Raw genomic sequence first — 14148 nt, forward strand, 5'->3', positions numbered from 1 at the left:
ACGGACGGTGCTGCCTCCGCCGCCGGTGTCAGCGCCGCCGCCGCGGCCGAGCTGCGTGCCTACGCCACCGGCGGGCTCGCCCAGGCCGTCCAGGCGGTACGGGACGAGTGGGACGCGCGCCTGGCCGACCTGCGCCACCGGCTCGACGCGATCGAGGAGGCCGCCGCCCTGCTGATCACGTCCGACCCCGACCAGGACCGCGACCACCGGGCCCTGCGGGCCGAGCGCCGAGCGGTCAGACAGCGGATCGGGCAGATCGGCAGGGCCTCGGCGCACGGCAACCTCGTCGAGTCCGGGCTGCTGCCGAACTACGCGCTGATCGACACCCGTACCGCGCTGGAGGCCACCCTCAGCTGGGAGGACCGCAGCAGCGACGACAACCGGGTCTTCCACAGCGAGCTGCGGGAGTACAGCCGCCCCGCCCGTCCCGCGCTGGTGGAACTCGCCCCCGGGAACAGCTACTACGTCCTCGGCTACCGGCACACCATCTCCGGCCTCGACATCGGCTCGCCGAACCGGCCCGCCTACGAACAGTGGCGGGTCTGCCCGGCCTGCGGCTACGTGCGTACCACGCTGGCCGCCGAGGACACCGGCCGCTGCCCCCGCTGCGCCAGCCCGGCGATCGCCGACGCGGGCAACCTGTTCACCGTCCTGCGGCCCACCAAGGTCACCGCGCACGACCGGCGGGACGACGCGAAGATCCACGACGACTCCGACGAACGCGACGTCAGGCCCTACACCACGGCGATCGCCGTCGACGTCGACCCGGCCCACGTCGAGAAGTCCTGGCGGCACAGCCACGTCACCTTCGGCGTCGACTACACCCGCCAGGCCGTCATCCGCGAGTTCAACCTGGGCGTGGCCCACTACGACCGGCCCGCCAGCGACATGTTCGCCGGGGTCGACACCCGGCTCAGCCCCTTCTACACGTGCACCTCGTGCGGTGGCACCACCACCGACCGGCCGCCGACGACGGGCCTCGCCGCGATCGCGCCGTCCACCTCGGCCAGCGGGCCGGGCCGCCCCGGTGACAGGGCGGCCGAACACCACCGGCTGTGGTGCCGGTACCGGCGCGCCCCGCACGCCGCCGAGCACGTCCCGCTGATCCTCGCCCACGAGCTGCGCACCGAGGCCCTGCGCATCCTGGTGCCGGCGGTCACCGCCGCCGTCGAGGAGCGGATCGTCTCCTTCGCCGCGGCCCTGCGCCTGGGCATCGCCGCCCGATACGGCGGTGACCCCGACCATCTGCGGATCGTGAAGGCGGTCATGCCCGACCAGGAGACCGGGCACACCCGCCGGTTCCTGGTCGTCCACGACGTCCAGCCCGGCGGCACCGGCTACCTGCACCGGATCAGCGACCCGGACAGCTTCCGCGACGTGCTCCAGGCCGCCCGGGATGTGATCGCGGACTGCCGCTGCGTCACCGAAGGTAAACCGGCCTGCCACCGCTGCCTGCTGCGCTACGCCCGGGACAGGGAGTTCCCCCTGATGATCCGGGCCGAGGCGCTGAGCATGCTGGGGGAGCTGCTGGAGCCCTGGACGGTCGGGCCGTCGGTACGCACGAGCGAGATCTCCCTGTTCGACCAGGTCGAAAGCGAACTGGAACTGCGCTTCCTGCGGGCCCTGCTCGACTGGGGCCAGCGCCCGGACAGCCGTGCCAGCATCACCCGGGCAGCCGACCAGGACGGCGCCCGCATCGCCGACCTGCGGATGGAGACCCCCGACGGCCAGGTCGTCCACTGGCGGATGAAGCTGCAGAACACCATCCGCGGCACCCGGCCGGACATCCACTTCGTCCGTCTGGACGCCGCCCCCGCCGAGGTGGCCGTCTACCTCGACGGCTACCGCTACCACGCGTCCAGCGAACACAACCGGCTCGCCGACGACGCCGACAAACGCACCCGGCTGCGCGCCCACGGCGTGCACGTCTTCCAGCTCACCTGGGACGACGTGGAGGCCTGGCGCAACGGGACCAACGGGGCCGATGGGGCCGATGGGGCCGATGGTGTGGGCGGAGCCGGCGGCGGCCGGCCGCGGGTGTGGTCGCCGTACCACGGCCTCGGGCGGCGGGCCGCCCGCGACTACTACCAGCAGCGCACCGGGCGCGACGGTGGAGAGCTCAACGACACGGTCTGGGTGAACCCGGTCGAAACGCTGCTGGCGTTCCTGCGGGATCCCGACCCGCGGCTGTGGCGGGCCCGGGCCGAGGGCGGGCTAGCCGGGCTGCTCAGACAGCCGGGCGCGGTGGCCACCTCGTCGGGCTCCCGGCACGTCGCCGACCGGGTCACCGCGGCGCTGCGCGGCGACGATCTCCCCTCGCGTGGGCTCGACCCGATCATTCTGCTGCGGGTCGCCGACACCGGCGGCTGTCCGCTCGTACTGATCGTCGACGAGCGGGCCGGCAGCACGGACCGGGCCTGGTCGGCCCTGGTGGCGGTCGACGACCGGCCCGCGACCATCGCCGCCGACGAGGAGGACCACCGGATCCGCTGGGCCGCCTGGCTGTACTGGACCAACCTGGTGCAGTTCCTCGACGCCGGCCGCGGGGACGGCGTCCAGCTCGCGCTCTCCGCACTGGGCACCTTTGACCCCGGGCTGCTGGCGGTCGCCGAAGGCGGCGGCCTGCTGTCCGTGGCGCGGGCTCTCCCGCTGGACGACGAGACGTCGTCCTGGCTCGGCCGGGCGTCACTGCTCGGCCGAGTGTCACTCCTGCCGGCCAGGCCGCCGGCGACCGGCGCGCGGCCGGCGGACCCACGCTGGCAGGAGGTGCTGGACCTGCTCGACCCGGACGAGCCCGGCCTGGAACAGCTGGTACGCGGCGTGCTGGCCGCCGGTGCGCCGCCGCCCGAGATCGGTTACGAGATCGGTGACCAGGCGTGGCAGGCCGAGGTCGCATGGCCCGCGGCCCGGGTGGCGGTGCTCCTCGGCCCCGTGGCCGCCGAGCCCGGTGACGCCACCGGTCCCGGCGGTGCCGACGGCTCCACGGCTGATGGCTCCACAGCTGGTGACGCCGAGATCGCCGATCGGGACGCAGCGTACACGGCCGCCGGTTGGGACGCCCGGACAGCCACCCGGTGGGCCGTCGACGAACTCGTCCAGAAGATCGTCGTACCTGCTGGATCGGCCGTATCCGGTGGATCGGTCGACGGATCACGAGAGGACACAGACCGGTGAGCGGCCAGGGCGGGGTGACGCTGCGGATCCTGGAGCGTGCGGACAAGGAGATCCTGGCGCTGTCGCGTACCGGCAAGGGCGCGGTCTACGAGTTCCAGGACCTTTTCCGGCGTAACCCGTGGAACCCGAAACTGCGTTTCAAACGGCTCAGTGGCGATCCACGGCTGTGGTCGGCCCGAGTCGGGAACGATTTCCGGGCGCTGCTGCTCCACGTCGGCGGTCAGGACTATCTGCTTGTCTCGGTCCGCGACCGCAAGGACGTGTACGACAGCCTCGACCGGTACCAGTACCAGATCAACCGGGTCACCGGCGGTATCGAGGTCGTCGACCTGTCACCGGTCGGTGACAGCATTGTCGGCCGTCTGCTGCCACCCGACCCGGACGGGCACCGTCCGCACGAGCGTCGTCCCGACGGCGGCGTCGAGGCGAAACCCGGTGACGACGGCCCGCGGGGGGCCACGGGCCACACCGTCGTCTCCGGCGGCGAAAAGGCCGGCGGCGAGAAAGCCGGCGGCGAGAAAGCCGGGGAGGCAGGGGACGCCGATGCCGCGGAAAAGGGCGGGCCGCGCCCGCTGTTCGCCGGCATCAGCGACGAGATCCTCCTCGACCTCGGTGTTTCCGAGCCGCTGATCCCGCTCATCCGGCGGATCGTCACCGAGGACGAGCTGCTCGCCCTCGCCGATATCGCCCCGCAGCTCACCGCCGACGTCCTGCTGGCCCTGTACGACGGCAAGACCTACGAGCAGGTGCTCGAGGAGGTGACCGACCCCGTCCGCGCCGACGAGCCGGTCAACCCCGACGACTTCGCCGCGGCGGTGCAGCGCCCGTCAACCCAGGTCACCAGCAATGACGAGGCCCTGCGGGCGATCCTCGCCGAGTCGTTCGCCCGCTGGCAGGTCTTCCTGCACCCCACCCAGCGCAAACTGGTCGAACGCCGGTACAACGGGCCGGCCCGGGTCGGCGGCGGCCCCGGGACCGGCAAGACCATCGTCGCCCTGCACCGAGCCCGCTACCTGGCCGAACACCTGCCACCCGGCGACGACAAACCGATCCTGCTGACGACCTTCAACCGCAACCTCGCCGCCGACCTGCGCACCAGGCTGCTGGCACTGGCCGGCCCGGAGCTGCTCGCCCGGGTGGACATCGTCAACATCGACAAGCTGGCCGGCCGGATCGTCGCCGAGGCCGGGCTCGACAGCCGCCGCCGGATCGTCGACGACACCGTCGCCGCCGAGCGGTGGCAGGCCATGCTCCTCGAACTGGGCGAGACACGCTGGGACCCGCAGTTCCTGGCCGCCGAATGGTCCCAGGTCGTCCTCGGGCAGGTCCTCAACTCACGGACCGACTATTTCAAGGCACGCCGGCCGGGCCGCGGCCGCGCGCTCACCCGACAGGACCGGGACGTCATCTGGCGGCTCACCGAACGGTTCGAAAAACGGCTCGAGGACGACGGCATATGGACCTGGCGCCAGCTGGCCGGCCGCGCCGCGCGCCTGGAAATGGACCGCCAGGCCCAGATCCAGCGGGCGCTGCGCGGGCAGCACAGCTCCGGCTCCACCCTGCGTTACCGCTACCGGCACGTCATCGTCGACGAGGCGCAGGACCTCGGCGCCGCGCACTGGAAGATGCTGCGTGCCATGGTCCCGCCCATGCCGGACGACATGTTCCTCGCTGGCGACACCCATCAGCGCATCTACGACAACTATGTCACCCTGGGCAGCCTCGGGATCAATATCCGCGGGCGTTCGGCCAGGCTGACCCTCAGCTACCGCACCACCCGGCAGATCCTGGGAACGGCGTTGGAGCTGCTCAGCGGGGAGACATACGACGATCTGGACGGCGGCGAGGAGAACCTTGCCGGATACCGCTCGCTGCTGCGGGGTGGCCGGCCGGCGCTGCGCGGCGTGGGCACCTGGGCCGAGGAGCAGCAGCTGATCAGCCGTCAGGTACGGACGTGGCTGGCGGCGCCCGACGGCCCGCCGGCCGACAGTTCGGCGACGGGTGGTCTGCCATCGGACGGTTCGATCGCGGTGTGCGTACCGACCAGGCAGATGGCCGGCGAGGTCATCCAACGCCTCACCGAGGACGGGATCATCGCTGTCGAGATCGGCCCGGAGGGGCCGAAGCGTCACGACGGTGTGCACGTGGGCACGATGCACCGCTTCAAGGGGCTCGAATACCGACGGATGATCATTGGCGGGGTGTGCGCCGGGCTGGTACCGCGCAGCGCCATCGAGAGCTACCAGGACAGCGACCCCAAGCGCTACCTGCGAGAACGGATGCGCGACCGCTCCCTGCTCTTCGTCGCCGCCACCCGAGCCCGCGACGACCTGGCCATCTTCTGGCACGGCACCCCGAGCCCTTTCCTTGCCGTCACGCACTCCTGACAGCCGGAAACGGTATGGATGCCTCAACGGCCCGCGGGTAAGGGGCTGGCGGGCGAGGTGCTGGGGAAAGTGCTGAGGGCGAAAAACGGTGGCCCGGGAGGTGAGCCCGGGCCACCGTTGTCACAGCGATGTCATGTCACGGTGATGCCACGACAACATCACGGAAGTCTCATGGTGGAGTCGTCCGCAGGCGTCGGCGGTCGCCCGTGCTCTCAGGTGACGGGTGCCGGAATGACCTTTCCGGTGTCGGCGTCCACGTTGCCGGACCACTGGACGCCGGCCACGCCGGGGTTCCAGTCGTGGGCCACGCCGTAGACCCCGTAGTTGGGGAAGTACTTCTTGCTGAGATGGTTGTTGATGAACTTGATCTCGTCGCTGGAACCGCCGGGGAGCAGGCTGGAGTAGAAGATCCACGAGCCGCCGGCCAGCCAGTTGTTGTCGACGGTGACGTTGTGGTTGCTGCCGTACTCGGTGCCGAGCTGGACCACACCCGCTATGCAGTGGTCCAGGGCGATGTCGATCGTGTTGTGCCTGATCGTGATGTTGTCGGTGTTCCCGAGCCCCTGCAGGCCGTCGATGTGCTCACAGGCCGAGCTGACGACGAAGTCGTGGAGGTAGGAGTCCTCGACGACGTTGCCGCCGTCGATGCCGCCGCCGTCACGGAAGCCGCGGATCTCCACCCGGCGTACCGTCCAGTTCCTGCCCCGGATGGCCATCTCGTCGGCCGGTTGCGGGTCGTAGCTGCCGATGAACTCCGAGTCCTCGACCGTGACCGAGGCGTTGGCGACCTGGTCGCTGTTCACGCTGACACCGAAGGTGTCGTCGGTCGAGATGACACTGTTTCTGATCACGACTCCGGGCGCGGAGATGGTGAGGCGGCCGCCGCCCTTGATCCGGGCGTTCTGGATGACGGTGTTGGCCTTGGTGATCTCTCGCGGGCCGGTGTAGTCGGTCAGTGTCACACCGGCGGGTACCCCGGTGTTGCCGGCGTTCGGGAAGCTGCTGGCCGGGGCGGGCGCCGGGGCCGGGGCGCCGGGCTGGGCCGCCGTCGGCGTCTTCGGCACGCCGGCCGCCGCGGTGGCCGTGGGCGTCGCCGGTGGTGCCGCTGTCGGCTGTGAGGACGCAGTCGTGGTGGGTGTCGCGGCGAGAGCGATGGCGGCCGGTGGTGTCGGTGTTGATGTCGGCCCCGGGTCTACCGCTGGTTTGCAGCCGGCAAGCCCGCCGGTGATCGCCACAGCCGCTCCGGCGAGCAGGGGCACGAGCCGCCCGCCCAGCCAACGTTGTGAGCCCACTGTGAATTTCCTCCTTCAGCCGTGAATACGGCTTTGATCCCCCCGATGTTGATAATGACAGTAGCGCTCCTCATGGGCATCCACCGAGAGTCACCGTCATATTTCACAGAGTGCTGTTGGCGCGTTGGCTCAATTGATCGTAATTGTGTTTCAAGAGTTGTTTTGTTGCCTGTGGTCGTTCTTATTGGCGTGCAATTTTGTGAAATTGCAACCATTTGTGAACAATTTATAACCGTTGGTAGTTACGTATAACTCCAGATACTGGGTGTGACATGCCGGGCAAACCCAACGGGCTGGTGGACGGACGAAGCTGGCGTCGTGCCCCGGCCGGGGCCGGCCAGGGGCCGGCGCCCGCGGCCGGCGTCGCGGCCCGTGCCGCGGGCGTCCCTCCAGCGGAGCTCGGTGCGGTCATGACGCGCAGTGCGGTGTCAAAGATCGATATTGCGTGGCCTAGCCTGTCCGTGGCAGGGGGGAGGCCATGTACACGACTTTGCGTGACCGTCCGCCGGAATCCTCGCGGCCGGGCGCGGCCGGGGCCGCTCCGGCCACACCACCCGCCGCCCACGTGGACGGGACGCTCCCCACGCCCGCCGGGCGGGGCGGACGAGGCCGGGCCACCCGGCGGCTGCGCCAGGCCGTCGGCCCCACGGTGCTGCTGCTCGGGCTCACCAGCCTGCTCACCGACCTGTCGACCGAGATGGTCACCGCCGTCCTGCCGTTGTACCTGGTGGGCACGCTCGGTTTCACCCCGTTCCAGTACGGCCTGGTCAATGGTCTCTACCAGGGCGTGAGTGTGTTCGTACGGCCGGTCAGCGGTCTGCTGTCCGACCGCTGGATGCGCCACCGTGACATCGCCGCGGCCGGTTACGCCATGTCCGCGCTTGCGAAGGGCGTGCTGGTGCTGGGAGCAGCCTCCCCCGCGATGGTCTCCGGATCGCTGGCCGGCGACCGGATAGGCAAGGGGCTGCGGACGGCCCCACGGGACGCCCTGCTGTCCCTGACCTCCCGGGAGAGCGACCTCGGGTTCGTCTTCGGCATCCACCGGGCGATGGACACGGTCGGCGCGATGCTCGGGCCGTTCGTCGCCTTCGCCCTGCTGGCCGCCTCGCCGGACTCGTACGACCTGGTCTTCGTCGTGAGCGCGTGCGTGGCTCTGATGGGTGTCGCCGTGATCGTCCTCCTGGTCGAGCGGCACCCCCCGGGCACGGCGGGCACCATGCCCGTCAACGGCGACGCGAACGATCTTCCTGTGTCCGGTGCCGGGCCGGTCGAGGCCGTGGCGGTATCCACGGCCGCATCGAGCCTGCCGGCCGCGCCGGCCGTATCGGGCATACCAGGCGTACCGGATCCGCCGGCCGCGCCGGCCATATCGGGCCCGCCGGTCCCGCCCGGCACGCCGGACTCTCTGGACGCGCCGGGCGGGGGTGAGCCGTCCGGCCGTCCCGTGCGCACCATGCGGGCCGCCATCGGTCTGTTGGCCGACAGGCGTTACCGTGCGCTCACCATCGTCGCTGGGGCTCTGTCCCTGTGCACGATCGGTGACGGTTTCGTCTACCTCCGTCTCCAGCAGGAGGTGGATCTCGCGGCCTACTACTTCCCCCTGCTCGCGGCGGGGACGTCGTGCGTCTACCTCGCCCTGGCCGTCCCCCTGGGCCGGATCGCCGACCGGACCGGCCGCACCCGGATGCTGATCATCGGCTACGTGCTGCTGGTCGCCGTCTACCTGCTGCTCCTCGTGCCGCGGCCGGGTGCCGCCGTCCTGCTCGGCTGCCTGGCGCTGCTCGGGGCCTTCTACGCGGCGACCGACGGCGTCCTGCCCGCGGCGGCGAGCGCGCTGCTGCCGGCCGGGTCGCGGACCACCGGGATCGCGCTCCTGCAGACCTGGGTGGCGCTCGGGCAACTGGCGGCATCCGCCGGGTTCGGTGCGCTGTGGACGCTGTACGGTGCCAGCTCGGCACTGTGGCTGGCGGGCGGGGCCGGAGCCGCCGGGTGCCTCGTGGCGGTGGCCGTTCTCGCCCGGGCCCGGGTGCTCGCCCCGGTGGGCGCGCCCGGCCCGGTGGGTGGGCCCGGCCCGACGGGGACGCCTGTGAGGCAGGACAGCGGAAAGGAGACGGGCACCGATGGCTGACCCGGCCCGGGCCCGTGGACGTCCGCCCGGTCCGCCCCGGCCCGCCGCGCCCACCGCGCCCGGCAAGCGCGGCGGGCGCGGTGGGCGCGGCACATCAGGCAGGCCCGGCGCCGGCCGGAAACCGGATGCCACGGCGTCCACCGGACGACGTCGACGACTGTTCGTGTTCGTGGCGCTGCTGGTGGTATGCGTACTCCTGGCCGGGAGCTACGGGCTGTATGTGGCCCACCGCGACGCGACGGACCCGCGCCGCTCCGGATCACCGGCCGGGACGGCCGGCACGGCCCCGCTGACCGGCGAACCGAAGATCGTTTTTCGGAGCACGGCCCGGGACTCCTCCTACGGCCGGGTGGCGATGGTGCCGCTGAACAGCCCCGCCGGCCCCCGGGAGGTCACCTCGCTGACGTGTGAGCGGGTGGACATCGCCGGTGACACCGGTCTCTGCCTCGGCGCCGAACGCGGCGTGGTGACCACGTACAAGGCGTACCTGTTCGGTCCCGACCTCCGTCCGGTCCACAGCTTCCGGGTGGCGGGTGAGCCGAGCCGGGCACGCCTGTCCCGCGACGGCCATCTGGCCGCGGTCACGGTGTTCGTCTCCGGGCATGCCTACGCCGGCCCGGCCTTCTCCACCGCCACCACCCTCTACGACGTCCGCAAGCAGCGCGAGCTGGGTAGTCTCGAGCAGTTCGCGATCTTTCGGGACGGCCAGCGGATCAACCCGGCGGACCAGAACTTCTGGGGTGTGACGTTCGCCTCGGACGACGACACCTTCTACGCGACGTTCGCGACCGGCGGCACCACCTACCTGGTCCGGGGCAGCGTCCGGGCCCGGCAGGTGCACACGCTCACGACCAACGTGGAGTGCCCGTCGCTGTCCCCCGACGGCACCCGGATCGCCTTCAAGCAGCGGGTGGCCGCCGACGGCGGCCCGGTGCGCTGGCGGGCGACCGTGCTCGACCTGAAGACGATGCGGCGCACCGAGCTGGCGGACCAGCGCAGCGTCGACGACCAGATCGCCTGGTTCGACAACGACACGGTCGTCTACGGCCTGCCGCGGGACGGCAGCGCCGCCTCGATCACCGATACCTGGGCCGAGCCGGCGGACGGTTCGGGCGCGCCGCGCATCCTCGTCCCGCAGGCATGGTCGCCGGCCCTGTTCCGCTGAGCGGGCGCCCCGGGCCGGACGTGCCGGGCATGCCGTTCGCGGTGGTTCCGTTCGTGGTGGTTCCGTTCGCGCTGGTTCCGGTCATGGTCGTCTCGCCGGGGCTGTTCCGGCCGCGGCCGCGCTGGTCACGGCTGGGTTGGCTGGCCCGTCGCCTTCGGCCGTCGCGGCCGGCTGGTTCGTCGTCCTCGGTTGTTGGGGCTGACTGGTTCGTCACAGCCGTTGATCTTGTCGGAAGCCCCGGGCAGGCCACTATCATGGCCCTCCAGTGTGCCGCGAGTGGATCGCGGCACGCCCGAAGGTGACAGCTCGATGATGCGCGTCACCCTCCCGACCGGTAATTCCCCTGGTGGGTGCCGCCCTGTTCACGCGGCCGCCCCGCGTTATCGCCTGTGAGCCACGTCGCCTGTGAGCCACATCTCTGTACACCACGCTATTCCGGTATGCAATGTCATTCCGATACGTTCTGGTGGGCCATGTCGTTCTGGTAGGCCATGTCGACCGGGGGAAAAGCTCCGGCGGCCAGCGCCCCGGGGCCGGTCAGAACCAGATGCCGGTCAGAACCAGATGTCGATCAGAACCAGGTGCCGGTCGAAAGGCAGGTAGGGGATCGCATGTCAGTCGAGTCCGTCGATCAGCCACTGGCCCGTAAGCAGGTGACGGCCGTCCCGGTCGAAGCCTGCCGCTCGTGTGGCGGGCCGCGGCCACGCCCGTTCCTCTCCCTGGGGCGGACACCGATCGCCAACCGGCTGCTGCGGCCCGACGACCTCGCCGAGCCCGAGCCCGTCTTTCCCCTCGAGATCGGTTTCTGTGCCTCCTGCGCGCTGGTCCAGCTCACCCACGCCATCCCGGCGGAGGAGATTTTCGGCGCCGGTTACCGGCCCTTCCCGTCGTCCGGGGACACGCCGCGCCGAAATGCGGACAGGCGTGCCAGGGAAATCATCGCCGGTCGTGCTCTCGGCCCCGACAGCCTGGTCGTGGAGATCGCGAGCGGTGACGGGTGCCTGCTGCGGGCGTTCGCCGAACGCGGGATCCCGGTGCTCGGCATCGAGCCGTCACCCGCACTCGCGTCCGCCGCCCGCGCGATCGGCGTGCCGACCCGTACGGAGTTCTTCGACGCCGGGCTCGCCCGGTCGCTGGCCGCCGAGGGGCTGCGGGCGGACGTCATCATCGTCGACAACGTGCTGGCGCACCTCCCCGATCCGAACGGCTTCGCCGAGGGCATGTCCGTCCTGCTCGCCGATGACGGGATCGTCGAAGTGGATGACTCCGGGGTCGGAGCCCTGCTCGACCACACCGGGTTCGACGCCGTCGACCATGATCGTTCCTGTTATTTCTCCACCATCGCCGTGGACGCGCTGATGCGCCGTCACGGTCTGCGCCTGACGGACGTGGAGGAGTTCCCCGAGCATCCCGGCGGCATCCTGCGCTGGCGGCTGAGCCGGGCCGGAAGACCCGGCCCGGGGGTGGGCAGGCGCCTTGACCGTGAACGTGCCGCCGGCCTGGACACCTTCGACCGGTACGCGAGTTTCGCCGACGACGTGCGCGAGTCACAGGCCGAGCTGCTCACCCTCCTGCACGAGCTGCGCGCGCACGGGCGGAGCGTGGCCGCCTACGGCGCCGCGGCCAAAGGCGCCATGCTGCTGAACTCCAGCGGTATCACCACCGATCTTGTGCAGTACGTCGTCGACCGCAACGTCGACAAGCAGGGCAAGTACATCCCGGGCGCGCGTACGCCGATCCTCGACCCGGCCGTGCTGGCCCAGCGCCAGCCGCACTACCTGCTCCTGCTGGCCTGGAACGTCAGAGACGAGATCATGGATCAGCAGGCGGCGTTCGCCCGCAGGGGCGGCAAGTTCATCGTCCCGGTTCCTCGTCCGGTTGTGTGTTAGTTGTCTTTTTGTCTTTTTGGCTGTGGGTAGCTCCGTGCCAGGCGAAGGCGCCATGTGGGGGCGGCCGGGCAGGGATGCCGGGTGAGGTGGCGGACGGGGGATGGCGGGCCGCGCGTCCCGGCCCCGATCGGTGATCCACGTTTCCGTGGCCGGGCGCCGGTGCCGTCGGACGCCGTTGCCGCCGGAGCCGGTTGTGTCGGTGTGGCCGGTTGCGGCGGCCACGCCTTCCGCACGTCCATTACTTTGCGTGACTGAATGATTTCTTCGGCGGGTTCCGCTGCCGCGGAAACACGTGGCGGACGCGCCGTGTAGTTTCAATGCTTGAGGACGGTGGGGCCACCGGCTTTCTCGCCCCCGGGGGTGCCCGCCGTTCCAGCGATCTGGAAGGTCCGGGAGGTCTCAGGGAATCCAGGGGGCTGTAATGTCTGCGCAGGACAGGTGCTACGGGGGTGTCCGCGTCCGCCAGCTTTTCGCGTTTTCCTATGATCTTGTATTTTCTCGTGGCCCGAGGAGGACGTTCCGGTGACCCGGGCCGCCTGGCCGCGCGCGGAAGCCGAGCGCGCGCTGCCCAGAATCTCGCCGTTCCGGCTGCTCCGGCGCCGGTGGCTGGTGATCATCCTCGGGGCGGTCGTCGGTGCCGTCTGCGCGCTGGCCGTCAGCAAGCAGCGGGACGAGCGTTTCGAGGCGACCGGCCGGGTGTTCCTGGGTGCCTCCCAGGCGCTACCCAGCAGTGATCATCTCGACGCCGCCCGGATCGTCCAGACCCAGGCCCAGCTCGCCGGCTCCACCGTGACGCTCGATCTGGCCGCCAAGCAGCTGGGCCTGCCGCGGCGGGAGGTGGCCGAGCGGCTGACGATCACCGCGTCCGAACGGGGCGACTTCTTCACGATCACCGGCAGGGGCGATACCGAGCAGCGGGCGACCGGTCTCGTCCAGGCCGTCGAGGCCGCCTACCAGCAGCTTCTCACCCAGCAGCAGGCGGCCGGCGGCGGGACGGCCCGTTCGCTGACGGAGCTGCGTGACGAGATCTCCCAGAACCTCCGGAGGCTGGCGGCGCTGCCGAGGACCGCGGACGGCCAGACGCTGGCCACCCAGGTCGCCACCCTCAACGCGCAGCTCGCCGAGCTCAACCGGCAGATCCCGCAGGTACAGGCCACCGGCACGCCGGCCGCGGTGACCCTCGCCGAGCCCGCTTCCCCGGTCGGGAAGGTCGCTCCGAAACTGGCGCGCAACACGCTCGTCGGCGCCCTGGCCGGCCTGCTGCTGACGGTGGCCGGGCTCTGCGCCACCTACCTGCGCCGCCCGACGGTGCTCGACGCCGGGGACGCGGCCGACGTCCTGGGTGCTCCGCTGATCGCGAGCATTTCCGGCGGGCGGGGCAACGACCTGCCGGCCGGCCGGCTGGTCGCCGCCATGGCCTCCGTGCTGGCCCCGACCGGCAAGGTCATCGCACTCACCCCGGCCGGCCGGGGTGACCTGGCGCCCGACCTGGTCACGACGGTGGCGGCGAGCTGGTCGGACGACCAGGGGATCGTGCTGATCCTGGACGCCTCGCCGGAGCCGGACATGCGCGGGGCCCTGGAGCGTCTGCCACCCGCCGTGTCCAGCGAGCTGCCCCGGTGGGCCCACGAGCCGACCTGCATGGCGCGTTCGTCCGGTGCCGGCAGCGGGCATGTGCTGTACAACCGGGTCGCGCAGGCCCGGGCGGCCCGCCCCGGCGGTCTCGTGCCCATCCTGGCCGACCGGGCACCGGTCGTCGATCTTGTCATCGTGCTGACACCCCCTCTTGTCGATCTTCCGATGACGGCGGCGTCCGCCATGCAGGCGGATGTCGTCATCGCGGTCGCGACCGGCCGGACGCGGATCAGGGAGCTCTCGCGGGTCCTGCGGGACTGGCCGGCCCTGGCCGAACGCCTGGTGGGTGTGGTGCACGACGGACGGCCCGGCACGCGCCGGCCCGCTGGCCGTGGTGCCGCTGACAGCGGCTTCGGCGTGTCACGGGTGGCCGCGTCACCCGTGGTCGTGCCTCGTGCCGCCGCACCGTCGGGCCTGTCGCGGGAGGACGCGGCTTCCGGCTCCGCCGACAGCGCGGCCGGCCACGGCGGGGCACCGG

The 14148-nt window shown here is 71.2% G+C and carries 7 protein-coding genes; 6 read left to right on the forward strand and 1 reads right to left on the reverse strand.

What is annotated here, in order from left to right; translation table 11 throughout:
* Together NBX02_RS03490 and NBX02_RS03495 are read left to right on the forward strand one after the other, a co-directional pair.
* Positions 1–3174 (forward strand): DUF1998 domain-containing protein (locus NBX02_RS03490; protein WP_250289977.1); only part of this gene is annotated, 3174 nt, incomplete at its 5' end.
* Positions 3171–5561, forward strand: coding sequence for a UvrD-helicase domain-containing protein (locus NBX02_RS03495; RefSeq protein ID WP_250289980.1), 2391 nt, complete (start codon positions 3171–3173; stop codon positions 5559–5561). The genes NBX02_RS03490 and NBX02_RS03495, both read left to right, overlap by 4 nt.
* A 212-nt stretch (positions 5562–5773) precedes the next feature.
* On the opposite strand, the gene NBX02_RS03500 is transcribed toward NBX02_RS03495, so the two are convergent.
* Complete coding sequence (locus NBX02_RS03500) at positions 5774–6853, reverse strand: hypothetical protein (RefSeq protein ID WP_250285408.1); 1080 nt, start codon at positions 6851–6853, stop codon at positions 5774–5776.
* A 478-nt stretch (positions 6854–7331) separates the two neighbouring features.
* On the opposite strand from NBX02_RS03500, the gene NBX02_RS03505 reads away from it, so the two are divergent.
* From NBX02_RS03505 to NBX02_RS03520, 4 genes are all read left to right on the forward strand, one after another.
* On the forward strand, positions 7332–8981 hold the full coding sequence (locus NBX02_RS03505; protein WP_250289982.1) for an MFS transporter: 1650 nt from the start codon (positions 7332–7334) through the stop codon (positions 8979–8981).
* Entirely contained in the window at positions 8974–10146 is a 1173-nt protein-coding gene (locus NBX02_RS03510) for a TolB-like translocation protein (protein ID WP_250289984.1), read from the forward strand. Before NBX02_RS03505 ends, NBX02_RS03510 begins: the two co-directional genes overlap by 8 nt.
* A gap of 611 nt (positions 10147–10757) precedes the next feature.
* On the forward strand, positions 10758–12035 hold the full coding sequence (locus NBX02_RS03515) for a methyltransferase domain-containing protein (RefSeq protein ID WP_250285405.1): 1278 nt from the start codon (positions 10758–10760) through the stop codon (positions 12033–12035).
* Between the two features lie 522 nt (positions 12036–12557).
* Positions 12558–14148, forward strand: a 1591-nt coding sequence (locus NBX02_RS03520) for a hypothetical protein (RefSeq protein ID WP_250285404.1), incomplete at its 3' end; no start/stop codon positions are given.

It is taken from the genome of Protofrankia sp. CiP1_Cm_nod1 (genome assembly GCF_920888515.1).
Classification (GTDB): domain Bacteria; phylum Actinomycetota; class Actinomycetes; order Frankiales; family Frankiaceae; genus Protofrankia.

Excerpts from the sequence above, each read along its gene's own strand:
- NBX02_RS03505 (WP_250289982.1), top strand. The coding sequence starts at position 7,332 with ATGTACACGACTTTGCGTGACCGTCCGCCGGAATCCTCGCGGCCGGGC.
- NBX02_RS03510 (WP_250289984.1), top strand. The coding sequence starts at position 8,974 with ATGGCTGACCCGGCCCGGGCCCGTGGACGTCCGCCCGGTCCGCCCCGG.
- NBX02_RS03515 (WP_250285405.1), top strand. The coding sequence starts at position 10,758 with ATGTCAGTCGAGTCCGTCGATCAGCCACTGGCCCGTAAGCAGGTGACG.